This is a genomic window from Vibrio sp. L3-7 (genome assembly GCF_963898195.1).
Taxonomy (GTDB): Bacteria; Pseudomonadota; Gammaproteobacteria; order Enterobacterales; family Vibrionaceae; genus Vibrio; species Vibrio echinoideorum.
This window is the reverse complement of the sequence record NZ_CAWQUW010000001.1, coordinates 62,888-88,302: the sequence shown is the minus strand read 5'-3', so window position 1 is coordinate 88,302 and position 25,415 is coordinate 62,888. Positions and strand designations below refer to the sequence as shown.

Sequence of the window (25,415 nt, the reverse complement as noted above, 5' to 3'; positions counted from 1 at the left end):
AGATAAGTAGATAAGTAGATAAGTAGATTAGTAAGAGATTTGAGTAACAAGACTAGCGCATTGATTGGCTTGAGTAAGAATGACAAGAAAGGGCTGCAATTAATGCAGCCCTTTGATTTTGTGTTGAGTTATGTTCTAAACAGTTTACGCCGCTTTAATGTGAGTAGTGATGTACGGCTGCCATGCTTGTTGGTATAGCTCTAGAGATTGGCGTCTAAGGCTATTGATTTGCGCCGCCTCGATATCGTTGATTGGGCGTTTTTCTGCAATGGCATGACGCTCAATACCTTGAATGATTTCATACAGTTCGTGTTCAGGACCACTTTTCACATCTGCAATCGCTTTAAGGTGAAGTTGAACCTCAGCAATGATGTTGGTCTTAGGCAAACGAACCAATAGGTTAAGGTCACGGTAGCCAGAATCAGCAGGAGATTTGAATTTGTTTTTCAATTTCACTACGTCTGCTTCGCGACTTAGCGCTTCGTAGACTTCAACCAAGCTCTCTACATCATTTGCGATGATAGTGGCACGAGCTAAGTCGGTAATTCTTGTGACATCGCCATCCAGTTCCAATTCGATTTTCTCTTCTGCACGAGATTGAGACTTAACGCCAGCAAATAGCGCTTCAGAATTCGTTAGTAGGGCAGTACTTTTACAGATAGTTTCTAGTTCAGCTTGGCCTTGGTGCGCTTTGCTGTACAGAATGTCGAAGTCGGTGTAGGGCTGAGTCGGACGTGAGTCGAATGCTTTGATACCGTATAGGCCGCTTAGGCTGTGACGGAATACGTTTGACGATACTTGATTCTGCGCAGGAGTGCGCGATTGATCAGTTGAACTTGTTGAAACAGGTGCTGCTGCGAATGCAGGCGCTCGGCTCAATACTAAAAGCATTAGGGCCGTCGTACGGAGAAATACACTCATTCAAACTCCAAAATACAAGGTTACAAAAACGGGTAGTCAAAAGGGGTAACCAGTAACGCACAAGAGTAAAAACAGCTTAACTAAACTCACTACATATTAAATGGGGTTAGCTAAGGCAGAAACCAACTCTAACGTTTAATATTGCTTTAAAATGTGAACATATAGACAAATAATTCAAGCGTTTGTTCCCCGGTTTTAAGAATTTTGAACTCAGCCAGTGTTTAACTTTTAGCGGGAGCAAGGCGAACTTTAAACCAAGGTAAGGTTGCTCTTACCTTTCTATACTGTACCCTTGCATTATGACTGTTTAACATGAACGAAAGATGAATAATCCTGAATTTTGGCACAATAAATGGGCAGCCAACCAAATTGGCTTCCACCTTGAAGATGTGAACCCACTTCTGATTGAATTTTGGAAAAAGACTGAGCCTAGCTACGAGAAGAGTGTGTTCGTGCCTCTATGTGGTAAGAGTGAAGATCTGATTTGGTTAGCGACGAAGCATGAAGACGTTCAAGGTGTCGAATTAAGCCAGATCGCGGTTCGAGCATTTTTCTCTGAGCATTTATATACACCGACCGTGACTCGGATTAGTGGCCAACATGAGCTTTATCAATTCGATGAGCTGAGTGTTTACACTGGCGATTACTTCTCAGCGCCGATTCGACCTGTCGATATTATCTATGATCGTGCCTCTTTGGTTGCTTTGCCTGCTGAGATGCGCGTGCAATATATAGAACGCCTAAAGCAACGGTTAAAGCCAGGCGGCAAGATTTTACTTGTGACGCTAGATTACGATCAAAGCGAGATGGCGGGGCCTCCGTTTAGCGTACCTAAACTAGAGATTGATCAGTTGTTCGCAGGTTATAAGATCACGCTGTTGAATCAAGATATCGCAAACGATAAACACCCTAAGATTGCGAAGAAAGGCTTGTCTCGATTTAGTGAAGAAGTGTATTTGATTGAATCTGAAGCGTAAGCTCAGTTAGCTCTCAAGCGAAAAGATCCTTTCAATATAAAAGATGATAACAATAAAAAAACGGGCTCAGTAGCCCGTCTTTTTATTGTTCAGATTTGAATACATGATTGTTTAGGTGTGAAACCGTAATTGTTCAATTCTGAGTTAGTCGTTGCCAATTAGTAGTCTAGTAGTCATTAGCTAGAAAATGGTAATTAACAGCTAGTAAATCACTTTTACTTTTGACGCACTTTCAATCGCATCTTCAATTGCTGTTTCTGTACTGCTGCGACGAGTAAGCGCCACACCAAGGCGGCGACGACCATCGATGTCAGGCTTGCCAAACAAGCGAACTTGAGTTTGTGGTGCGTCTAGCGCCTCTGTAAGACCTTCAAAACGAATGTTGGTTGAAGTGCCTTGGCCTAGAATAACCGCAGATGCACATGGGCCATACTGAGTAATTGATTTGATCGGCATCCCGGTAAAAGCACGAACGTGCAGTGCGAATTCCGATGAGTCTTGAGACATCAGAGTCACTAAGCCAGTATCGTGTGGGCGAGGGGATACTTCGTTGAAGATAACGTGATCGCCTTTAACAAACAGTTCAACACCAAAGATACCGTGACCACCTAGTGCATTAACCACTTGTTCTGCGGTGTATTGCGCCGTTTTAAGTGCGTTGTCTGACATCACTTGAGGCTGCCATGATTCACGGTAATCACCGTCTTCTTGGCGGTGACCGATAGGTGCACAGAAGTGAACGCCATCAACAGCGCGAACGGTTAGAAGCGTGATTTCGTAATCAAAATCGATAAAGCCTTCAACGATTACACGACCAGCGCCAGTACGACCGCCTTCCTGTGCGTAATCCCAAGACTTCTGAATATCGTCTTGTGTTTTTATTACGCTTTGGCCTTTGCCTGATGAACTCATTACTGGCTTAACAACGCAAGGCATGCCCACGAATTCAACAGCGGCAGCGAAGTCTTCAAATGTGTCAGCAAAGCGGTATGGAGACGTGCTCAGTTTTAACTCTTCTGCGGCTAGACGACGGATACCTTCGCGGTTCATCGTTAACTTAGTCGCGTTAGCCGTAGGCACTACATTTAGGCCTTGTGCTTCCATCTCTACCAACTTGCTGGTGGCAATAGCTTCGATTTCTGGAACCACATAATCTGGTTTTTCTAGTTCAATGACAGCTTGTAGTGCATCGCCATCCAACATGTCTAATACATGGCTACGATGTGCGACTTGCATAGCGGGTGCATCAGCGTAACGGTCACATGCAATAACTTCTAAACCTAAACGTTGGCACTCAATAGCAACTTCTTTACCGAGTTCACCTGAACCTAATAGAAGTACACGAGTAGCATTTTCACGAGTAGCGGTACCAAACATAGAAATTCCTTCCGATCTTTTGAACGATTGATTGAAAACGGGGTGATCATACTTATTTGAATGATAAAAGCAAACGTTTGCGCGGTTTGTGGCGTGAATTAGAAGCACAAAAAAAGCAGCTCTATAAATTAGAGCTGCTTATTTAAAATATTGTTAACTACATGTACTTAAATTGCTAAGTAAGTCACTGGAATATCGGGGTTAATCGCTTCTAACGTAGACTGAGTATCGGCTAGGTGACTGATGCTACCATCGGCAATTTCAACTAAGGCAGCGTTTTCGATCTGTTCGAAATCGAAGCCAGCCAGTTTAAGTTGAACAAGCGCGACTTGTAGTGGCGGTAGGCTCGGGTTGAATGCCGCGTTTTCTGCGTATGCACCCGTAAAGATTTCACCCGTTGTCAGTTGTAGCGAAACGCCACTTAGATTTTTAGTATATGGCGCATGGCTACGGTTTAATGCTGTTAGTGCGCTTACCACAACAGGGCTGGTTTCTTCTGACGTGTACTGGTGATCCAGCTTAGTCATTAGGCCAGTAGTGATACCCAAATCAGCAGGGCCGAAAGAGTCTGGTAAGTATTCTTGCAGTGACATTTCATCACGCTGTGGTAATTGAACTTTAAGTTCTTTTGCCGTCGTCAGTTCGTTCATGAATTGGCGACAGTGACCACAAGGGCTGAAGTTGATCGTGATATCAGAAAGGCCTTCTTCACCTTTCATCCAAGCGTGGCTGATGGCTGATTGTTCAGCATGAACTGTTTGACCAAGTTGTGCACCTGCAATTTCCAAGTTTGCACCGAAGTACAGGCGACCAGATAGACCACGCACGATGGCACCAACATAGAATTCAGAAAGCGGTGCATAAGAGTATGCTGCTGCGATTGGCAGTAAAGCTAGGCGAGCTTCTTTATCAGAAAGGCCGCTTGCATCCAGTAAGCTTTGAAACTGCTCTTTAGAAATAGTGGCGTCAAAGTTGTCTGCTAATACGATGTCACTCAAAAGCGCTTTCATTGATGTTGGAGCACTTTCCAGCGCCAGGGTAATACGACTGTTCATGTTGAATCCTTAATTGACCTTAGGCTTTAATTCTATGCAATACTCAGGATTTTTCTGTGATAATGATCACCATTGTATTGTTGCTGTTACATTGGTTTGCATAATTAGAGTGAGGTCACAGATGAAATCGATTGCAAGGACAAAAACTGCCCTTGATATCGCATTTGCTGTCTGAAATTGGGTGCGTTTAGCTGGAAATTGATGAACAAATGAGAACAAAAAGCCCAAACAGACACTGAAATGCTCAGAGTTTCGCTTGGGCTCATTGGGTGTTTTTAAAGCTTAAGTCCCAGTCTATTAGCTTAAACTGAAGCCATTAGCTGAAGTTGTAAACCATTAGGTTAAGCTGCAGCCATTAACTGAAATTGTAGGCCATTAACGTAAGCTGTTAGTTATTAGTTATTAGTTATTAGTTATTAGTTATTAGCTATTAGCTATTAGCTATTAGCTATTAGTTGCTAGTTACTAGCTTAAGCGTAGATCCAAACCACGATAGAAAATATGGTCGGTGCAATAATCGAGGTAATTACGCCACAAAGTACTAAAGCTAGGGAACTGAATGCCGCATCTTGTGGGTTCTTTTCAGCGCAAGTTGCCGTTCCCAAAGCATGCGATACTGTGCCCATGGTTAAACCTCGTGCGATAGGGCTCTTAATACCGATCAAATTGTAGATAGGGTAAGCAAAAATTGCTCCGAACAAACCGACAATAAGTACCAGAATCGCGGCAATTGCCGCTTCGCCACCTAAATGGCTTGAGACTTCCATCGCGATCGGTGTGGTGACCGACTTACCCAACAAACTCGCGATCAAACTTAAATCCGCTTTAAAAGCCACGGCGATCAGTGCGGTTGTGGTCAGAGACATCACACTGCCTAGCGTGCAAGCAAACGTGATGATGCGCCAGTTGGATCTGATTTGAGGTAACTGCTCATATAAAGGGAAGGCAAGTGCCACTACCGCAGGTTGAAGCATGTAGGTAATCCAAGTGTTGTCTGCGTAATAGGTTTCAAAAGGTACTTTGAAAAACAACAGAATTGGAATGATGATGCCAATACTGATGAGCAGAGGATTACAAAACGGCGAATTAACTTTTTGGCTTACCCAACGAGCAAACAAGAACACTACAATAGTCAGTAGAATCCACATGATTATTGACCTCTCGAAAGCAAGCGGTCTAAAAACCATGATAAAGAAACTAGCACGATCAGCGTACCACCAACGGCACTTGCCATAATGGGTAATGCATTCGCGATAAGCATGTCAAAATGATCCATGAGTCCGACACTGATAGGGACAAACAATAAGATCATTAAACGAATAATCAAGCTTGCACCGGGCTGTACCCAGTGCTCAGGAACAATACCAACCACCATGGCAGCAAACAAAATCAACATGCCAAAAATACTGCCTGGGATTGAGGTATCCAATAAGTGCTGTAACGCGTTACCTGCTGTGAGTGCACCTATAATTAAGGTGAAGGAGATTAAGCAGTAAACGAGTTTGATCAATCTTTCTTTCAAAGTGTCACATCTCTTGATAATGAATTTAGCTCGCTAGCTTTTCTACGTATTGATAAACCGCTTTTAAGATAGCCATTTTCTTCTCGTCACTTTCATGTTCGTGTGCGAGGTTCTCTAGATTCAGCATGTACTCTTCCAGACGGCTTTCGTAAAACTCACGACAGTGGTTAGCCCATTTCAGTTGTTCAGCTTCGTCTAACGTCCACGGGAAATGTCGAGCGCGGTAACGGAACAACAAAGGTTTAATACGTTCGTCGCCAAAAGTGATGTCTAACGCTGCTAAGTTATTTGGGTCAGTTTCACGAATGATGTCCATTGCGGTTTTGTCGCCTGGTGAGAAGAAGCCGTCGTAAAGGTGAGTGTCTACGTCGTCGCTTTTCTCGTACTTGCGTTCTTGTGAATACAAACCGATCAGTTTTTCGCGGATCTCTGGATGTTCACGTAATAGCGCTAAGTTCTTTAAGCACTGTTGACGATCGATACCAATAGTTTCCGCATTTTCAGCCGTTAGGGTTTTCGCTGGCGCAAGAATAGGGCACTTGTTCAATTGGACGAGTTTGATGGGTACGGGAAGCTCATCTTCGCCCAGCTCACTGCGCTTAGTGTAGAGCCTTTCACGAAGGGCATCTGCATCAAGCTCTAGCAATGGGCTAGGGTCTTTGGCTAAGTCGATAACGATAACCGCATTTTGGTTGGTAGGGTGCCAAGCCATAGGCACAATCCAGCTCGTGTAATTACAATCGCGACCAAACATACCCGAAACATGCATTAAAGGCGTCATGTTTACGATGTCGACTAACTCATTCAATTTACGTTTGTGACGCATGCTGTAAAGGTAGTCAAACATTTTAGGCTGTGCAGCTTTCAACTTCTTCGCTAATTCAATGGTAGCAATAACATCGGCCATCGCATCGTGCGCGTTTTCGTGTTCAATGCCATTTGCCACTGATAGGTGTTCCAGTTTAAAACTTGGGTAACCTTCTTCATTTTCAGGCCAAGCAATGCCTTCAGGGCGAAGTGCATGTACCGCGCGCATTACGTCGAGTAAATCCCAACGAGAGTTGCCGTTTTGCCAGCTCCATGCATATGGATCGATGAAGTTACGGTAACAGGTGTAGCGTGTTACTTCGTCATCGAATCGAATGCTGTTGTAGCCAAGGCTAGTCGTGTTCGGTTTAGCAAGCTCTGCGTGGATCTTCGCGATAAATTCAGGTTCAGGTAAGCCTTGAGACATTGCTTTTTGAGGTGTGATGCGAGTAATTAGTGCAGCTTCAGGTGCAGGTAAGTAATCAGCAGGAGGTTGGCAATAGATAACCAATGGCTCTCCGATAACGTTGAAATCTTGGTCGGTACGAACACCGGCGAACTGACTCGGGCGATCTTTCGCTGGGCTGACGCCCCATGTTTCGTAATCGAAAAAGAAATAGGTTGGCTGATTATCTGAACTCATTGAATTTCCTGAACAGTAAGCGAAGACCGTCTACTGTGGCTGAAGGTTAGTTTTGTTCAGTATCTGATAGGATGCGGTACGCGTGCAACCCAGATCACAAATAAATTACAGTAAAACGGTGCATTCCTATTCGATCACGTCGCTGCACTGAGTTTTGAGTGCAATTTTGGTCATTTATTAACACGTGAACCCATCAATTGCTTACTTGGCGTTAACTGTCGGCATAGCGATAACAGCTTGACGATAACGGTACATCAAGTTGTCGACTGCAATTCGGCGAGTTATTAATCGCGAAGTATCAAGGCATAACCTGAACTTGCGTGCTGAAGTTCGAAGGAAGGCAGAGAGAAGGGGTGGGGGAGAGATACTAATCTGATTTGGTTTGAACCTTGCTTTACAAAGGGCATTGCCCACAAATGATACCGCTATTGCTTTAGCGTTTGACCCCGGCTCAAGCTAAGTGTTGTGACATTAGGTATTGGTATTGAGTGTAGATACCAAATAATCACCTTAGTTTAATTAGAATGTGAGGTTTTACGTCCATTTATTTGTCATTAATTGAATGATTACACCGCTAATATTTAATTTTTTCTTCAGTGTTTTAGTGATTTTTAAAAGGGTATATATTTCATTTTTATTACAAAATAGAATTAGTGATTGCGTGTTTCATTATTGAGACTTTATTGCAGCATGATGATCTATATAATAATATGTAAATACCGATTCTTGATTTATTAGTCCTAACTAATTCATGGTTATTTAAGTTTTATTAGTCTTTTATAAGGTAAATCGCTTTATTTCTATAAGAATATTAACTTATAAAAAGCAGGGAATTATATGTAAAACGAGTTTTATATATAATTAATACAGATGATTGAATAACACTAATTTCACTAATGTTATTTGTATCAATTTTAGTGATCTTATTCTCACTGCGCCTCATTTGTTTATAAATAAGTGTCAATATATATATTTTCTAAATAGGATTGTTGTTACTTAATTGTTAACTCTGATTGACGATTAAGTGACTCTAATAATAAAGCCAATTTTATATAAAGGATTAAAGAAATGAACAAAGTCTTTAAGGTTGTTGCTGTATCTGCACTTTCTATCTCTTCTGCGAGCGCTTTCGCTGTAAGTGACACTTTTGATGCAACACTAGAAGTAAAACAAGCAATTACGATGACAAAAACAAGTGATCTTGATTTTGGTATCATCACTTCAGACAACACAACGGATGTTGTTATCGCTCAAGCTGATGCAGGAGCTGCGGCGTTTACTCTTTCTGGAGAGTCTGGTGATGCAGTAACCGTTAGTATTTCTGATACAAACTTGGCTAACGGCGCAAATACAATTGCAGCTGAATTTGACTTTAATAACGCGATCACTCTAACAGGTGGTTCTGCGGATCTTAAAATTGGCGGTACTGCTCGTACTTCAAGTGCGACATTAGTTGCTGGTACATATACTGCAAACGTTGCAGTTGATGTCACTTACCAGTAATTATATAAAACAAGTCTAATATCTACGGCTGTTATTTAGCAGCCGTTATTACTATGAACGTTTTTTTAAAATACGCTGCCTATATCGGTTTAATTATTTATTCAAGCCCATTTCATGCTCTAGAAATTGTTCCTGAAAATATGGAAGTGAAATTTCCGGGTATGTATATCTCTGGATCGGGACAAAATGCAGATGCTAATCCGGCCAATAGTCAGATTCATGTGGTGCGTTTTTACGCTGAAGGAGAACCAGGCAAAAAAATTGTGGTCTCTCTTCCGTCTAAGCAATATCTCAACCATTCTCGTAAATCCAAACGTCTCCGTATTAGAAAGTTTTATTTTGGTTGTGGCTTATCAAAACGAGGTAGAGCAAAAATCCAAAGTAACGGAAGAAGCAAATTACTGTGTATTGGTGCAAAAGTGAAAATTGGCGCTAATCATCCTGCTGGCACTTACACCAGTACTATCCCTTTTGAGGTTAATTATAAATGAAGTTGTTTATCTCATGTGTTCTCGGCTTACTTTTCACCGTTCAAGCCCATGCCCAACTCCTTATCGCGCCAACTCGTTTTGTTTTAGACGCTGACACGTCTGTGACGGAAAAAATCGTGGTTGAAAACAATTCTGATCAACCCATTCGTCTTGAGATTAAACCGATCTATCGTCCAATCAAAGCAACTGGATTGGTACGAACCGATTCGAATGTGGCGGAATCTGAAAATATCGCCAATTGGATCAAGGTGTCACCACCCATCATTCGAGAACTAAAACCTAATCAAAGACGTACGGTTCGTTTACGTATGAATGCGCTACCCGATGACATGCCAGACGGCGAATACCGTGCTTACTTGTGGTTTTCTCCTATCGCAAAGGCGAGAGAGTTATCAGAAGTGAATTTGTCGGCTAAGGATCAATCTAATAATGGGTCAGCATTCCAACTTAATTTTCATATAAACAGCTACGTGCCTGTTTATGTTCAGAAAGGTAAGCAGATACAAGATGTGAAGTTTGCCTGCGACAACCAGAGTCTTACCATTCGCAATGATGGTAACTTTCAGTTCAATGCCAAGTTGAATGTTGATGATCACAGCGAAAAAGTGGTGTTGCTGCGTAATGCTGAACTAACGAAGCAGTTCCCTAGAGGGTCTAAGGTGTCTTTACTTCAAAACGATCAACCACTGCACGAATGCATTTTGTAATGCCTGCACTCTTGTCACCGCATATGCTGTTAACGTTTGTGCTGTTTACATCTGCGCTTTTGACATTTGTACGGTTAATACCAGTACAAGCAACTGCCGCGTCGCAATAGCGAACTGTGTAAAACAGAATGTTCAAACGCTCGGTTTGGCAAGCTCTCTTGTCGCTCCCTATATCTCTGTCTTTGTTGTCTTTTGGGGTACATTCAGAATCCATTGATGAGGCAAGCGAACTTTATCCAGCGCACATTGAGGTTCGAGTGGGGAGAGTGGGTGACAGTTTTTATCGCGTTATGATGGATGACTACGAAGAGCCGTTTATCTCGATCTCCAATGCGGCTTTTTATTTGTTAGAAATGAATGGCCAGTGTGATGAAAGCGGATACTGTGAAATCTACTTGCCACAAGATGTAGGGAGAGAATCGCCGCCGTATATCGTGGACACTCAGCAAGCCATTTGTTATCGCGATGACAACAATATCCAGACAATCAAATATGAAGTGATTGACTCGGAAACCTATATTCATTGGTATAGCTTGCAAGCCTGTATTCCGGCCAAAGTCCGTTGGGATATCGATGATTATCGGCTCACGGTCACGCCTGAATTCAGTTCCTTGACTGAACTCGAAGCGGTTATCTCTAAGATAAAGAGTGAATCTCGACAAAAAGCAGAAGACTTAAAACAGGCTGGCAATACCTCTGCGATTGAGCCACTGGCTAGCGTGGGGTTAGCGACTCGATTGGCAACCTCTGTTTATCAAGACAGTGAGACGGGCGCCGACATTTACGCTATCTCTGACACCATACTAACGACCGAAAATTCCCTGTCTCGGTTATCCATCGATACTCGCGAACAAAACCCCATCGTTTATTACAACATCGCGGTAGAAGCGCATGACGGCGAAGGCTCATTAGAAGTAGGGCATGTGTTGTTGGATGGCAGTGTTTTTACCGTCAATCAAACCTTAGAAGATGGCCTTTACTACACTAACCGAAAGCGTCAGTTGGAGTTTGGTAATCTGCAACTGGAGCGCACAACGCAACCTAATATCAGTGTCGATGTACTGGTAAATGGTATATATCAAAACACCTATCGCTCCGATGAATTTGGACGTTTTGTTGTCGAAGAAGACAATATTTCCCCTGGCGACACCATTAAGTTCCGCTATTACTTGTCCAAAGGTGTGTGGAGAGAAGAAGAGATTACGGTCGCGGGTTTAGAAGATGCATTCTTGCCTAGTAATGAGTGGGGCGTTGAAGTGGTTGGTAACGAAGGAGCCGACCGAGCGGGTGCAGTGTCACTGGAATATGGTTTGGCTGATTACTTCACGGTGGGCAGTGCTTTTATTAGGCAAGATGGAAAAGATCTTATCGGCTTGCAGGGACGATACTTACCAGCGCATTGGTTTGCTGGCCATATTGGTTGGCTCCCGGACTTTAATCGTTTTCCAATGGAGTTTGATGTTTTGCTGGGCAGCGACCAGTCTGCCTCTATTGAACTCAATAAAACTGACGAGTTGGATTTGGAGTCGATGGAATACGATGTGTTCAAATATAATCTGTCTCTTGCCAACATTACGGCATTTCTAACCGTGAGAAACGACGAAGATGAATTGAGTGTTGAGCCGAAACTGAATTCCAAGGTCTCGCGCAATCTGTTTCTCTCATATTCAGGTGATTATCGCTACACCAAGACTTCTCATCAAGATGACTATTTACACACCATTGGTTTAGCCAAAAGTGGTTTTTCAGACACGTCGTGGAATGTGTCAGGAACGGTCAATGGCTCTGGTCACCATGAACGCACAGAACTCTCTCTAAGGAATGCCTGCAAAGAATGTGTATTGGATCCGCTTAATGTTTTCCAAGAACTCACCACTAACGTATCAGCCCGATATCAAAAGCAGGATATCTCGTTTACTGCTTCGGTAGAAGCACGTGTGAATCCTTATTTCGTGTTCAAGTTAGAAGGAAATGAAGACAGATACGGCGTAGAAATGACCACTGAATTTGGCGCGAAAACCTATTTTGATGAGAACATCGGAGAGTTTGTTGAGTGGAATAAGTACAATCATTCAAAGCTAACTGGGCTTGTTTACGATCACCATAAACAGCCTATAGCCGGTGTTAGCCTACAAATACTCGATCAGCGAGCTGTCAGTGACTCGAAAGGTCGATTTGAATTCACCAGTGTTCCTGCCAGAGATAATCTACCTATTTATATAGATGAAGGCGCGCTCGACTTAAACCTGACGCCAATTCAAAACCCTGTGTTTGTGAATACCAAGCAAGTAGGCCTGACTCATGCTCATATTGAAATGGTGGTCTCTTTTGGTGTCGATGGTACGCTTGAAGGTACATTAGAAGACAATGCCTATTTGCACTTTAAGCACATACAAAAAGGCACCGAGTATTCGAGTGAGATCGAAAGCGATGGTTTCTATATGGTTGAAGGGCTCATCGCCGGGAAATACATTATCACCTTAGAAATGGGGGATAAACGATACGTACAAGGTGCCGATTTGGACGGGGATTTTTGGGTAAGCGACCTAACCTTTAACCTTATCGATTTTCATAAAGTGTATTAGGCCTGCTTAGTCTGTTTAATTTACATACCTTGCTTAATCATCTATTTGGGCTGCTTATTTTACTTAGCTTACTTAGCTTTTAGCTTTTAGCTTACTTAGTCTGATGGAGGCGACAATATCAGCTTCATTTTTTGCCTCATGGTTAACTTTTGGTTTTTCAGATCTTTTAATATCGCCTTCCATTCCTGAAAGGTCACCGTGATCGGGTTAAAACTGTTTACGGGTTTAGTGACGCCGTAACGAACCGTTTCGACTTCAGGCTCAAACGTGCCGAACAGCTTGTCCCAAATGATCAGTACGCCCGCATAGTTTTTGTCGATGTATTGCGGATTTCTTCCGTGATGCACACGATGGTGAGAAGGAGTGTTAAAAATATACTCCAACGGGCCCAACCGTTTTATCCACTGTGTATGAACAAAGAACTGCAAACCTAGGTTGAGGAGCACAACGAAGATTACCCATTTTGGTTCGAATCCGATGATTACTAACGGCAACCAGAACAGCCACATCCCCGCGATTGGGTACATCAAGCTCTGGCGAAATGCGGTACTGAAGTTCATGTGTTCAGAACTGTGATGCGCCACATGGGCTGCCCACATCCAGCGAACTCGATGGCTTGCTCGATGGAACCAGTAATAGAAAAAGTCTTGTAGAACCACCAACACAATAAAACTTAGCACACCCATTTCGATGTCCATTAAGTGCCAACCAAATAGCCATAGATACAACTGAACCACTAACAAACCAGTTAATAAGTCTGAGAGTTGATGCATGCCTGCTAACACGAAGTTACACATCACTTCTGGCAGTTTGTATTGAGAATTATCCGGCAGTCGGCCCTGTTTTTGGCCAATGAAATATTCGGCCAACATACAGATTACGAACAAAGGCGCTAAGACTAACAGCAGCCATTCTGGGTGATTGATCAATGAGTCGATGTCCATTCGCTAATCCTTGTGTCGCGATAGTTGTGTAATGTCTGACTGAGTTGATGAGTTGATGAGTTGATGAGTTGATGAATTGATGAATTGATGAATTGGTTTACCGTGTTCCTTTTTTGGTAGAGACTTACCAACGAGTTACCAACGAGCAAAATGATCTTCGGTCAGGCCAAGCACATTGTCGATGTGATGGACGCTCCCATCGTTGTCTTCAATCGAACCAGAAAAGTGACCAATGAACTGGCGAAAGTTACTCTTTAGCAGCCATAAGTTGAGCTTTTCGCTGCGGTTATTCAGAGGCGTAAAGGTCAGGTTAATACGTCCATCTTGCGATGTGATCTGCCACGGTAAGTCGATGTCATCTCGATTGAATGTAAAGTTCGCTGGGTTAAGTAGGTGCCTTACACCATTCACCCATAATACATTCTCGCAACTTCCCGTTTCATTCACGCCCGCCGCTAGGTTCAAGCCAATACTTTTTCCGTTGATAAGCGTGTTGATGCTCGTCCAGCGCCAACAGGTTTCGCGCCTCATGTATCCCGCAGAAAAGTCATACCCCGCAAGCGCTTGTTCTAGGTTGATGGACTTGCTTTTAATTTTGATCTGACCCGTTACAGTCAAAGCATTGTGTTTTTGGGTGTAAGTCCAACCTGAATACCCCGTAGGGCTGCACATTGCCATCGGAAGACCGGTTTCATTTGAGACTAGAGTAATGTCGGCCTTGAGTAGTTTGGTATTGAGACGAACTCGCCATTCACCGTTGTGAATGTCGAAGACGATGCTTTGGTTAGCGATGCTGGTGGTTCCCTGAAAAGGAGATTGAGTCACTTGCTTATCAAACTCTAACGGCCTTAACCAAGAGCACTCGTCGAGTTGATTACTTTCAATATCGTATAGGTAAACAAAGGCGGAACTCAGATAACGAATATCAGCAATCGCGACCCCGATAACGTGAGTGGGCGTGACAATGCTGACAAACTGAAATTGTTTGTAGTGGAAGTGTTTTTGCCAAGCGTTGGCTTTTTTGTCCATTGTATTTCGATAGTCGAACTGTTCACTGTTTAGCGCTTTAGGCATGCCATCGAAGTGCCCAATAACGGCCTGACCATTTGAGTCAATGAGGCTAAGTGGTGCTGATTTGGTTTTTATCATCGCTCGTTTGTTCACATAAAATTAACAACCAGTGGTATTGTGATGCCTCAAGGGTTGAATTGGGAGGTCATGTTCGGACAAGAGTTAGCGATGAATCACGTCTTTGCTATGACATCGTGGTTATGATCGGCGAAGCTTGAGTGCTTATATGGAAAGTAAATTGGAAATTATTGCTGAATACATGCCAACAGAACATCGACATCAGTTGGGAACATTAGATATAGCGCTGCTGTTGAATACCTTAGAGCAACGAGGTATCGATATTGAAAGGCTACTCATGGATGTGGGTTTAGAAACCATGGATTGGCGAGACCCGAATGGAAAACTGACTTACGCTGATAAGCTTTCGTTGTTTAGCGCGGCTAATCAGAGTTTTCCGCACGATGGTTTAGGGCTTTGGTTGGGAGAACATGCCAGCTTGAGCCACTTTGGTGTGTTGGGTTATGCGCTATCAACTAGTCAAAATGTCGGGGAGGCAATCAAGTCGGGCTTTAAGTATTTGCGCCTGAATGGCCCTATATTCTCAGTGAAATTGTTTCTAGATTCCGAGCAAGCGGTGATTCAGATTGAGAACACATTGGAAGTGGGCGATCTCCTTCCTTTCTGCAGTGAGTACTTCTTAAGTTCAATCGTCTCTTTGTTCAAAGAACTGACTGGTCATGAGTTGGATATTCAAACTTTGGCTTTGCCTTATGTTCGCCCTAATTACGCCAAGCTCTATGACGAGCGTTTCCTGTGCCCGGTGATTTTTGAACAAAACCATTGTGAACTGCGTTTTGATGCGTCGGTATTGTCTCAAACGTTGCTTACTCACGATGCCGCGACACTCAAGCGTTATCTGGTGTCTTGCCAGTCCATAGTGGAGACGCTCGATTCAAAACATTTACTCACTAATCAGATCAAAACGATCTTCTATCAGACCGCCGGTAGCTTTCCGACTATTGAGCAACTGGCTGACGAGTTTGGCTGTAGTTCTCGCACACTCAGGCGTGAATTGACCAACTATGGTTCAAGTTATCAAGTATTGCTTACCGAAGTTCGAGTGGAGTTAGCCAAAGAACTGCTGCTCGGCACTACCATGAGCATTGATGATATAGGGGATAGGTTAGGTTACAGCGACCCCGCAAATTTTAGACGGGCATTCAAACGTTGGCTGAACAAAACACCGGCTCAGTTTCGTTCAGCGACTAAGAATTAACTTGGCGAACAAAGAATAAATAGGGACTCAGGATTGAGCTCTCTAGTGACCCCCCTTTATTGCTCCCTATTGACCAGAGAAGAACGACTCACGAAATTCAGAGACTTCTTTTTGATAGTAATCACCCCACGCTTGGCTATCCCAGTTTGAATGGCTTCCTGAGCGTTGCGAATCTAACGTTGCCTTGAACGCATCGAACTCTTGATGATAATCAAGAACCGTTTGTGTTTGTTGTTCGACTTGCTGCTCTCTGGCTTGGATACTTGATGTTTGCTCATCGTCCAAGTAGGTGTGTTGGAGCTCTGTTTTGATGGTGTTCATTTGAGATGGCGTATAGCTATCGGGAATCAGTGATACCGCGAGCTCGTATTGCTGAGCGGGTGTTTCGGTGTTTAAGGTTGTGGTGTCACTTTGCCAGTTGCTGATTAAGCTTTGGTAATGTTCGACAAAGTCATCAGCATCCACTTCTGTGAACTGATTTGTGCTCAAGGTGAAATCTAAATGCGTAAACTGATCAGAAAAAAGCTGGTGGGCGAGTTCTCCCCACACTTGTTCGGCCGCTTGTTTGAACAGGCCGACACGCTGTTCAAGTGAATCTAATGACTCCAAGGCTATCGAACTCTCCATCACTTGCCACTCTTGAGAAGTTTGTGGGTAGTGGCTCAACAATTGAAACCATTCCGCGGGAACTTGTTCTTTAAGCTGCGCCAGTTGTTGTTTGCAGTTGTTATCTCGTGTGCACTGAATCCAAAAACTATCGAGCTCGTTCATCAATGCTTGGCCTTGCAATGAAACGAAGTCTTCTAGTGAAACCAGAGTCTCGGCAATGCCAGTATCTTTTTCTCGTTCGCCTTTGTGTTTCTGTTTGTTATTCGCGCTAACTTCGGTAGGTTTGGCATTGCCAGGCTCTGTATTTCCAACCCCTGTATTATCGGAACTCATCGGGGTAGCCAAGGCACGGTCATTGGCGCTCTCCGTTTGGGTGAATTCGGTCGCTGGCGTGTTCGTTAATTTAGACGACCATGTGTAGCCAATCATGCTCGTCACTAGGACGAGCATGATGATTAAGATAACTCGATGCATTATTGATTCACCGGATTACTTGATAACAGCGCTGACAGGAAAGTGGTCAGATAGGTTGTAGTGCTTCCACAGCTCACTGCTGGTTGAACGCGGTACGTCCACACGGTTGTCGTTATGCGTTTTAACTGTGTATTCCGAACTTACGACCACGTAATCAAGGTATTCGACGTTTTCGCCACCCGACATAGGTTCGCCCGCAAAGTTATTGATACGAGGATCGAAAGTCGAAGCGGTATAACCAGAATACTGAGGTTCGCTTGCTTGGAGGTTGGCTAACATCTGTTGATAGTCATCTGGAAATTTGATCTTGTTAACGTTGAAGTCACCACTGTAGACCACAGTTTCAGACGTTGGGATATTCAAAGATTGAGCCAGTTTTCGCATCTGTTTGAACTGACGTTGTCGATAGTCACGCGCGGTATCGGTGTCAAATGATGCGGTGTGAGTACCAAACACGTGGTACGCCTGACCATTTTTGATGACCTCAGCGTAGTTAACCCCTTTGTCAGCGAAACAATCGGTGCCCGTGCAATCAGGGAAAACGTACTGAGCTTCATTAACGATGGGATAACGGCTGACGATGATCACGCCACCGTCGTAAATGTTGACGCCATCTTTATTCAGCATTTTGGTTTGATAAGGGTATTCTTTGGCAAGCTCTCGCAAAAACTCATCTCGTCCATTGGCGAAGACTTCTTGAAGTGCCAAGACGTCGTAGCCTTTTACATACTCTGGGATCAGGTCGTAACGGTCACCAATATGTGAAGCGATAACCGGTAACGCCCAGATGTTGTAAGTCATCACTTTCAAAGTGTTGGCGTCAGGCTCTGGCTGTTCATCCACTTTCTGTGGGGTGATGGTGTAGTAAATATCATCGTAGCGTGCGGTGTTGTCAGCTTTCAGTGCCAGTTCGGTATTGATATCGAAAGCATCGGTTGAGCTGCGGTGAATGTTACGGTCATCGTACAGTGTTAAATCAACATCGGATGCACTTAAACCATGTTGTAGTGACGAGTTATACCAATGTCCTTTCATGGTTTGGTTTAGCGTAACATTTTCTCCAACGGTGTTAGAAATCACAGTGTCGAACTCATATGTTTTTCCAGATTTTACACCCGTCCAACGATTGAAGCTGATTAGCTTTTTGGTCTCCCAAGGTCCAATCTTTTCCGCATGTTGTTGCCATTCGTTGCCAAGCTCTAGTAAGTCTGTACCAGTGTGATGGGTTTGAATGGTCATCTCTTGATTGGTGTTGTTGGTGAGATATACGTCCGTGTCTGCGATCGCAGAGGTAGAGGCTATTGATGTTGATGCCACAATTGCAGCTAACCAAGTCCATTGAGTTTTCATATTTTACATTATCCTTATTGATTGATGTCTAGGATAACGTAGTCAAGAGTTATGACATTGGAGTTATAACTCTATGGTAATTATCCAGATATGAGATATATGCCATGCTTTTATAAAATTGCTTACTCATTGAAAATGAACATATTGCTTTGTTGGAATGATAAGTGATACGCGCGTACGCTAACAAACAGAGGAATGATTTGTATCTGCGGGTAAGTCATTGTTGGTGTGTTTTCTTGGAAATCACAGGTCGGAAAATAACCAAAAGTGGATGCTGTGAATCACGGTAAGGGATAACGCTAACAGCCTTGCTCTATCAGCATAAATTTTGCCATTGTTCAGTAAACAGATTCCTCAAAAACAGGTATGATAGTGTCGTTTTTAATCCTGAACTGGGAAAGTCATGGCAAAGTTAACACTCCAAGAGCAAATGCTTAAAGCTGGCTTGGTAAATGAGAAAAAATTAAAGAAGGCGAAGAAGGGCTCTAAAAAGTCTCGCGTTCAGTCTCGTGAAGCAAAAGCGGCAGCAGAAGAAACAAAACTGGCGCAGCAAGCGAAAGACAAAGAGCTAAACCAACAGTTGAAAGAACAGCAGTTGAGCAAAGAAATTAAAGCTCAAGTGAAGCAACTGATTGAGATGAACAAGATCGAACAGAAAAATGGTGAGATCAAATACAACTTCACCGATGGTACTGTGGTTAAATACCTTTACGTAGAAGATCTGACTCAAAAGCAACTAAGTAAAGGTATTCTGAGTATTGCTCGCCAAGGCGAAAGCTATGTTGTTATTCCTACTGCGGTAGCGAACAAGATAGCAATGCGTGACGAAGAATCTATCGTTGATACTCAAGCTTCAAGCTCTGATGAAGTAGACGAAGATGACCCGTACAAAGACTTCGTGATCCCAGATGATCTAATGTGGTAATTCGCTTTACTTAGCTACAGCCCATTGGCGAGCTAGCGTAACGTCGAGATTCACAGTTTTATCTACAGGATCTAAGAATGCAGCGAACAATCACTCGATTGTCGCTGCATTTTTTTTGGTGCGAAGTGACTTCAATAATTCTTCAATTACTTCAAGCACGTCAACTACTTCAACAGTTATCCAAGAACGCCTAGCGTTCGGAGATTTCGTAAACAAGGTTATCACCTACGCGTGAATGCTCAGCAATACCAAAATTAGTGCTTTGCTCGTGTTGGTCATAACCATCGAAGTAACAGTCGCCAATTTCATTACGAGGGCAAACGTGAATGTGGTCTTTGATGACCAATTCGGTAGAACAACATGGGCAATGTTTGATATGTCCACTTAATCCAATAGATCTATTTGGTTTCATACATCCTCCTGATAGGCACTGTAAGTTAGTTGCCTATTTGCCCCCTAAGTTACGCAAATTAATGTGTCGTTATGATTTCATTTTTAAGTCAATGAAAAACGATTCAGAGAGTGAATGTTTTGGGTGCGATTGTCGATCCATTACCAAGAAAGTATGCGATGAATAAAGCCCAGAGAGAGGGCAATGGGCTTGGAAAAGTTTCAGTTTTTGTTTATATAACTTACTGTTGAGTTGAATTAATCATAAGTTGAGCACCTTGGTATCCCAATTGGGCTAGGGCTTCAGCATCAAAGTCAGTGACAATTCGAATGTCGCCAGCATGATAGGTGTTGTGGTTGTTTAATGTTGTCATCACATCGAATGAGTCTACAGAGTGCTGCTCTCCAATATCGATCATGCCTGAATATAGAGATTCAGCATTAAACTGACCAGATACGTAAGAATAGAATGGACGTACGCTTGCTCCGGCGGCATATTGCATGCTGCCCAGCCCATTGGCATTGATTGCCCAACTCCAGTCCCACCATTTCATCTCTCCAGGAATATAGCGGTGATCCCATTGGTAACGGATATTCGCTTGTTCTTCGCTATTGGTTCCCATGGTGAAGGTATGCGAGATCGTAGGTCGGTTTGTTGGGTGAGAACTCAGTGCATTACCGCTGTATCTCAGGAAACCCGTGAAGTTAACGTCGTAACTCATGTTTGCTTTGATTCGGTACGGGTAAGAAATGCTTGAGCGGAAAAGCTCGACTTGAAAGGGCAACACTGAATTGCTAGGCACGGTGATGATGGCTTGCAGTTCAGTTGATTCAGAGCGAGAGCCACTATTAGTATTTGAGAAGTGTTGGCCTTTTTCTAGAACCACTGTTACCTCCGTTTTACCGACTTGTGGCCAACTAAAGTTCTCGGTAACGGCGACTGAACCTGAAAGTTCAAAGCGGTTGGTTTTACGCCAATGTGTGGATTGCTCGAAACTAAGGTTAACGACGACCTGTTTAGGTTCATCACTTTCGTTGATCGCGTAAGCTGATACCGTTTTGATGAGTTCTTGGTTGGGCTCGTTGACCAAACCATGGCTAAATGCTGCGCCATCTAAGGTGTAGGAAAAGTTATCGATCGTGATTGCGGTTTTTTGATCGCAACGGTCACTTGTGCAGGTTCCATCACTGTTCCCTTTAATCTCCCAACCGTGGCTGAGCTGTTTGATTGCCATGTCTTGGCCAACATAGCGCCCATTGTCTCCGCCAACCCAAGCGAAACCCAGGTTATGAGCCAAGTAACTCAGTGGCCTAATGAAGCTTGCATGGTCATTCACTAAGGCTTTTTGAACATCTAGGTTGTTAGCTTCTTGAATCGCCTGATCTTCGTAATAAGGCAGACCTGCATCTGGGGTATCCGGATAGCACCAAGTGTTGTCGCTTGATTGCCCTTGTTTTATTAGGCCGTGATAACCAGACCCCATGATCACCCAATCGTCTTTAAGGCCTGTAATTTCCCACACGCTCATACGAGATATCAGGGCTGTTTTATGTTCTTGAGCTTCTGTATTAGTGAGTGGGCGATAAGCGGAGCGGCAGGTATCTTCGCCGAGCTTATCTAAGACGATTTGGTCTGAGTATATCTTTGCATAAGTGGTAAAAGATATTAAAGATAGGGCAGTGGTGAATAGAATGATTTTACTGACGTTGAGCATAAATAAGTTCCTAAGTGCCATTATTTGGCTATTTTTATTGGATTCGATTTATTAGATCTTATAGGTGTTTTTAAAAGCCGAGGGTGACTAGCGGGGTGTACCTTGTCATATAAAACAATGCCAAAAATACTGAAATGAATTGAAAATAAATCCTTATAAATATCAGTTAGCTACAATAATGAACTTGTTATTTGAGAGCCGTTTATCTTGAGGTGTTCGGGTACTTTCAGTCCTTTGAATAGTGAGTGTTTAATTTTCAAGTATTTAACGTTATACAGACTGAGGTTCGTCAGTTTATTAACGACGTCTATTCGTCATCTTTATTCGTAATGTGATTGGTGAAGTGACAAAGAATAGCGGAAGGAAGTTTGAACCAATGACGAGTGTTTGTAGCGGTCGTGTTTGTAGTGATAGGCAGGATCAAAAATGCAGCAAACAACCTTTCGATTGTTGCTGCATTTTTAGTTTGTAAAACTTTAACTTAACTAAAATCAACGACTTAATGAATTAGGAGAAAGCGATTAAGCATCACCGGGCTTTTCTCGCTTACTGTTCCAACCCATGAAGTTGTAGATGTTGTATCGAGCAAAGCCTAATTGCTCATGTAAAGCAAAGTCGGTCACCGCGAAGTTATACCACAATGGCAGCCATGAAATCTGAGCCGCCATATAATCGGCTCTCACTGGAATAACATTTAAGCCGAAGTGGTTGAAGTAGAGCTCGCTACGGCGAATATGTAGGCCCGATGAAACAAGAACAATGTTGTTGAATTTGTGATGCTTCATTAGGTCGCTAGTCAGCTGAGCATTTTTCCACGTGTTGACGCTGTTAGGCTCTTGGATAAGGTCGTCCATCGGTACGCCAAGCCTAAGCAGTTGTTGCTCATAGATTTCAGCTTCAGTTACGCCGTTGTTCTGAGCATCGCCACCACTAATGATCACTTTGCATGTGGTTTGAGCTTTCGCACAATCTTTATATTGGCTAGCGGTTTCATTGATTCTTCCGTAAGAGAAGAAGGTCGGCTCGAATTCGCTAGTACTTTTGATTAACTGAGTGCCAGCACCGAGTAGAACAATTGCGTTATTTGAAGACCATTGAATGTCAGGTTTACCTTCATAATCGGCCTGTAGGTCGTTTAATAAGTAACGAGGAATTAGACCTGAACCAATCAACGCAAATGACGAGATAAGAACAAGGAACAAAAAATAAGAGGTCTTACGCCATTGAAGTAAGCGTGTGATGCCAACGAACAGCAGAATAAGTAATAGTATAATAAAGCTCATGAGGATCCTGTTATCGAACTGGTGCCAAGCTGATGTAGCATATTGAAGCGTCGCATCATATATCACTTATGTTGATAGTTAATAGCTAACTCATTGTATTATTGAACAAATGCACGATTTATTTCTATAAAATATTAAAGTCGGTAAAAGTACGAACAAAAACGCTTTATTATTGTTCGATTACTCCTTTTTAAATATATGCATATAAACTGTGAGGGTTATGCCTAACCTTTTGTCATGCTATTTAAATTCCCAGTCATCAATTTTCCTACACGTCAAATTATCAACTGGCTAAACTCAAACCATCAAAGTAATGCTGAACGAATTTAATGAACACTTGATGTTTCTTGGCTGGATAAATCACTTGAGGGTAGAACAAATAAATACTGTTGCCTTGTTGTAGGCACTCATCGGGTAGTACTTGTTCTAATTCTCCACGCTGGATCTCTTTCGCAACGTAATAGCTCGCGATACGAATGATGCCGTTTCCTGCCATTGCTTGTTGTTTGAGTAAGTGGTTGTCATTGCTAGAAAGCCAACCTGAGACATTAAGGTTGGCCGATTTTAAAGGCCACTGCGTTTGATGCAATGTCGCCAAACATTGGTGGTCGTTTAAGTCTTGAGCACTTGCTGGGCGACCAAACTGATCGAGATAGCCGGGCGTTGCGACTAAATCATGCTGATAAGCAATTAAGCGTTTTGCCACCATGTTTTCAGGTGGTGTATTAGTCGCGCGAAAGGCGATGTCGATATCGTCTTGGTTAAGGTTATAGTTGGTGTAACTGCTGTTTATTTCAAAACGGATTTCTGGATATTGCTGCTTGAAACGTTGGCAGATATCGAACAGGAATACCTCTGAAAACATCTTTGGTGCCGTTAAGCGTAACGTGCCTTTTACTATGTCGTGTTGCTCAGAAACACTGCGTTCGAGCTGCAACACTTGAGAACGAATCGTTAAGCCTTGTTGCAACGCGCGTTCGCCTTCTTGGGTTAAGCGCACACTGCGTGTGGTTCTGACTAAAAGAGGGCACTGTAAGTCGTTTTCTAAACGCTTGATTTGTTCTGAAAGGTAGCTTTTTGATATGCCGAGCTTTTCTGCTGCTTTGGTAAAGTTGAGCTGCTGAGCAAGTTCTACAAATAGGATCAGTCGTTCTATTCTTTTGTGCTCGTTCATTCACGTATTCCTTCAAAGCCATTACAATTCCATTGTTCGCCATACAGAACAATCATTTCGTAACTAGCATATTCTGTTTTTTCAAAAGAACAATATGATAGGAACATATTTCTTGGCAATAAACCTTCTAAGTGAGAACTGATATGACGAACAGTATTGAATCAACGAACAAAACGGATGGCAAAAAGATTCCGTTATCCATCCATCTCCCAAATGTCGGTCGAATTGCCTATGGCTGCATGGGCTTAGGAGGCGGTTGGAATGATAATCCTGTTTCCGCAACAGATGTAGCTCAAGCTCGTAGCGTTATAGACACGGCACTAGAGTCCGGTATTAATCTGTTCGACCATGCTGATATTTATACGTTTACTAAAGCCGAACAAGCGTTTGGCCAAGCAATGCAGCAAGCACCAGAGTTACGTGATCAGATGTTCGTTCAATCTAAGTGCGGCATTCGTTTTGAAGGTGAGGGCAATGTTGGTCGCTATGATTTCTCGGCAGATTGGGTTAGCCAATCGGTAGAGGGCATCTTGAATCGTTTGAATACAGAAAAACTCGATGTGCTGTTACTACATCGCCCTGACCCCTTGATGGAACTTGATGAACTGGCAAGAACACTTGAGAACCTGAAAGCACAAGGCCAGGTCGACTTCTTTGGCGTGTCGAATATGAACAGCCACCAAATCCAGTATCTACAATCTGCGTTAGGCCAGCCTATTGTCGCGAATCAAGTTGAGATGAGCTTAGCCAAACTGGATTGGTTGAATGATGGGGTGATGATTAATTCGCAAGGCCACCATCAATCTGACTTTGCGGCAGGCACACTAGAACATTGCCAAATGAATAACATCCAACTGCAAGCTTGGGGCTGTTTGGCACAAGGCCGATTTGCTGAGCAAGGTTTGTATTCAGAACATGAAAATGTGAAAAAGACTGCGCACTATGTGGCTCAATTAGCGAATCAATACGGCGTTGAAAGTGAAGCGATTGTGTTGGCGTTTTTACTTCGTCACCCGGCAAGCATTCAGCCCGTTATTGGCACGACTAATCTAGAGCGAATCAAAGCTTCATCAGTAGCGACTCAGATACATCTGTCTCGTGAAGAGTGGTACAAGTTATACGTGTATTCACGTGGTCAGGCATTGCCTTAAGGATTGGACATGTTGAATCAGAAAATCGCGCAGCAATTAATTAGTGTTGCTTTAGAGACCGCAGAAAATAACCAACAAACGATTGCAGTCAGTGTGTGCGATACACATGGTGAGTTGTTGGCTTTTTTACGAATGGATAATGTGAGTGTACAAGCGGGATTGCTAGCACAAAACAAAGCCTATACATCTGCGAGGGACAGACAACCGAGTGGTAATTTAGGTGCTTGGGCGAGAGAAACTGGAAAAGATCTGAGTTATTGGACTGACCCAAAGATCACCGGTTTTAAAGGTGGTGTTCCAATCCAACATCAAGGGCAGGTGATAGGTGCAATTGGTATCAGCGGATTGAGCGAAGATAACGATGAAGCACTGGCTGAGAAAGTGATTCAACTTGTGCTGTAAGCGCTATTTTTGACTAAGTGACTAAGTGACTAAGTGACTAAGTGACTAAGTGACTAAAGACAG

The 25,415-nt window shown here is 43.1% G+C and carries 23 protein-coding genes; 9 read left to right on the top strand and 14 right to left on the bottom strand.

Annotated elements, in window-relative coordinates; all coding sequences use genetic code 11:
- Positions 1–144 precede the first annotated feature (144 nt).
- The gene (locus AACW75_RS00420) at positions 145–921 is read right to left on the bottom strand and encodes a RelA/SpoT domain-containing protein (protein WP_017075122.1); all 777 of its coding nucleotides are present in this window, start codon (positions 919–921) and stop codon (positions 145–147) included.
- A 323-nt stretch (positions 922–1,244) separates the two neighbouring features.
- Here AACW75_RS00420 and AACW75_RS00415 point away from each other — a divergent pair, with 323 nt between their 5' ends.
- Positions 1,245–1,898: a thiopurine S-methyltransferase gene (locus AACW75_RS00415; protein WP_135454861.1), complete on the top strand. Its 654-nt coding sequence runs from the start codon at positions 1,245–1,247 to the stop codon at positions 1,896–1,898.
- 201 nt (positions 1,899–2,099) lie between these two features.
- Here the strand turns inward: AACW75_RS00415 and purT are convergent, their stop codons facing one another.
- The 5 genes from purT to sbcB form a co-directional block, all read right to left on the bottom strand.
- Positions 2,100–3,275: a formate-dependent phosphoribosylglycinamide formyltransferase gene (purT, locus tag AACW75_RS00410; protein WP_135454857.1), complete on the bottom strand. Its 1,176-nt coding sequence runs from the start codon at positions 3,273–3,275 to the stop codon at positions 2,100–2,102.
- Between the two features lie 167 nt (positions 3,276–3,442).
- Positions 3,443–4,330 (bottom strand): cytidine deaminase, encoded by an 888-nt coding sequence (gene cdd, locus AACW75_RS00405; RefSeq protein WP_017075119.1) that lies wholly within the window; start codon positions 4,328–4,330, stop codon positions 3,443–3,445.
- A gap of 470 nt (positions 4,331–4,800) precedes the next feature.
- Positions 4,801–5,478 (bottom strand): LrgB family protein, encoded by a 678-nt coding sequence (locus AACW75_RS00400; RefSeq protein WP_237297352.1) that lies wholly within the window; start codon positions 5,476–5,478, stop codon positions 4,801–4,803.
- A gap of 2 nt (positions 5,479–5,480) precedes the next feature.
- Positions 5,481–5,852: a CidA/LrgA family protein gene (locus AACW75_RS00395; RefSeq protein WP_135454856.1), complete on the bottom strand. Its 372-nt coding sequence runs from the start codon at positions 5,850–5,852 to the stop codon at positions 5,481–5,483.
- A 25-nt stretch (positions 5,853–5,877) separates the two neighbouring features.
- Entirely contained in the window at positions 5,878–7,302 is a 1,425-nt protein-coding gene (sbcB, locus tag AACW75_RS00390; protein ID WP_135454853.1) for an exodeoxyribonuclease I, read from the bottom strand.
- 1,068 nt (positions 7,303–8,370) lie between these two features.
- Here sbcB and AACW75_RS00385 point away from each other — a divergent pair.
- The 4 genes from AACW75_RS00385 (at position 8,371) to AACW75_RS00370 (ending at position 12,588) form a co-directional block, all read left to right on the top strand.
- Positions 8,371–8,805: a DUF4402 domain-containing protein gene (locus AACW75_RS00385; RefSeq protein WP_017075116.1), complete on the top strand. Its 435-nt coding sequence runs from the start codon at positions 8,371–8,373 to the stop codon at positions 8,803–8,805.
- A gap of 53 nt (positions 8,806–8,858) precedes the next feature.
- Positions 8,859–9,296, top strand: a complete 438-nt coding sequence (locus AACW75_RS00380) for a DUF4402 domain-containing protein (protein WP_135454851.1) — start codon at positions 8,859–8,861, stop codon at positions 9,294–9,296.
- The gene (locus AACW75_RS00375; RefSeq protein WP_135454849.1) at positions 9,293–10,003 is read left to right on the top strand and encodes a fimbrial biogenesis chaperone; all 711 of its coding nucleotides are present in this window, start codon (positions 9,293–9,295) and stop codon (positions 10,001–10,003) included. The genes AACW75_RS00380 and AACW75_RS00375 overlap by 4 nt, the downstream gene beginning before the upstream one ends.
- 128 nt (positions 10,004–10,131) lie before the next feature.
- Positions 10,132–12,588, top strand: a complete 2,457-nt coding sequence (locus tag AACW75_RS00370) for a carboxypeptidase-like regulatory domain-containing protein (protein ID WP_135454848.1) — start codon at positions 10,132–10,134, stop codon at positions 12,586–12,588.
- Positions 12,589–12,683: 95 nt separating this feature from the next.
- Here AACW75_RS00370 and AACW75_RS00365 read toward each other — a convergent pair whose 3' ends face one another.
- Positions 12,684–13,532, bottom strand: coding sequence for a sterol desaturase family protein (locus tag AACW75_RS00365; RefSeq protein WP_135454846.1), 849 nt, complete (start codon positions 13,530–13,532; stop codon positions 12,684–12,686).
- 135 nt (positions 13,533–13,667) lie between these two features.
- Positions 13,668–14,681, bottom strand: coding sequence for a DUF2804 domain-containing protein (locus AACW75_RS00360; RefSeq protein ID WP_145568278.1), 1,014 nt, complete (start codon positions 14,679–14,681; stop codon positions 13,668–13,670).
- A gap of 160 nt (positions 14,682–14,841) precedes the next feature.
- On the opposite strand from AACW75_RS00360, the gene AACW75_RS00355 reads away from it, so the two are divergent.
- Positions 14,842–15,879, top strand: coding sequence for an AraC family transcriptional regulator (locus AACW75_RS00355; protein WP_135455089.1), 1,038 nt, complete (start codon positions 14,842–14,844; stop codon positions 15,877–15,879).
- Positions 15,880–15,945: 66 nt separating this feature from the next.
- On the opposite strand, the gene AACW75_RS00350 is transcribed toward AACW75_RS00355, so the two are convergent.
- Both AACW75_RS00350 and AACW75_RS00345 read right to left on the bottom strand, forming a co-directional pair.
- The gene (locus AACW75_RS00350) at positions 15,946–16,962 is read right to left on the bottom strand and encodes a chromosome partitioning protein ParA (protein WP_135454842.1); all 1,017 of its coding nucleotides are present in this window, start codon (positions 16,960–16,962) and stop codon (positions 15,946–15,948) included.
- 15 nt (positions 16,963–16,977) lie between these two features.
- Positions 16,978–18,312, bottom strand: a complete 1,335-nt coding sequence (locus AACW75_RS00345; protein WP_135454840.1) for a sphingomyelin phosphodiesterase — start codon at positions 18,310–18,312, stop codon at positions 16,978–16,980.
- A 403-nt stretch (positions 18,313–18,715) separates the two neighbouring features.
- Between AACW75_RS00345 and AACW75_RS00340 the strand changes: the two genes are divergently transcribed.
- Positions 18,716–19,237 (top strand): DUF2058 domain-containing protein, encoded by a 522-nt coding sequence (locus tag AACW75_RS00340; protein ID WP_017075107.1) that lies wholly within the window; start codon positions 18,716–18,718, stop codon positions 19,235–19,237.
- Between the two features lie 190 nt (positions 19,238–19,427).
- Here the strand turns inward: AACW75_RS00340 and AACW75_RS00335 are convergent, their stop codons facing one another.
- From AACW75_RS00335 to AACW75_RS00320, 4 genes are all read right to left on the bottom strand, one after another.
- Positions 19,428–19,649, bottom strand: coding sequence for a hypothetical protein (locus AACW75_RS00335; RefSeq protein WP_135454838.1), 222 nt, complete (start codon positions 19,647–19,649; stop codon positions 19,428–19,430).
- Between the two features lie 220 nt (positions 19,650–19,869).
- A complete protein-coding gene (locus tag AACW75_RS00330; protein WP_145568279.1) occupies positions 19,870–21,342 on the bottom strand; it encodes an aerolysin family beta-barrel pore-forming toxin in 1,473 nt (490 codons plus the stop codon).
- Positions 21,343–21,863: 521 nt separating this feature from the next.
- Positions 21,864–22,625 carry a YdcF family protein gene (locus tag AACW75_RS00325; RefSeq protein ID WP_135454836.1) on the bottom strand — a complete coding sequence of 254 codons (762 nt, stop codon included), beginning with the start codon at positions 22,623–22,625 and terminating at the stop codon, positions 21,864–21,866.
- A 283-nt stretch (positions 22,626–22,908) separates the two neighbouring features.
- Positions 22,909–23,799, bottom strand: coding sequence for a LysR family transcriptional regulator (locus tag AACW75_RS00320; RefSeq protein ID WP_135454834.1), 891 nt, complete (start codon positions 23,797–23,799; stop codon positions 22,909–22,911).
- 143 nt (positions 23,800–23,942) lie between these two features.
- Between AACW75_RS00320 and AACW75_RS00315 the strand changes: the two genes are divergently transcribed.
- Together AACW75_RS00315 and AACW75_RS00310 are read left to right on the top strand one after the other, a co-directional pair.
- On the top strand, positions 23,943–24,950 hold the full coding sequence (locus AACW75_RS00315; protein ID WP_135454832.1) for an aldo/keto reductase: 1,008 nt from the start codon (positions 23,943–23,945) through the stop codon (positions 24,948–24,950).
- Positions 24,951–24,959: 9 nt separating this feature from the next.
- Positions 24,960–25,352, top strand: a complete 393-nt coding sequence (locus tag AACW75_RS00310; RefSeq protein ID WP_135454830.1) for a GlcG/HbpS family heme-binding protein — start codon at positions 24,960–24,962, stop codon at positions 25,350–25,352.
- The last annotated feature ends 63 nt before the right edge of the window (positions 25,353–25,415 follow it).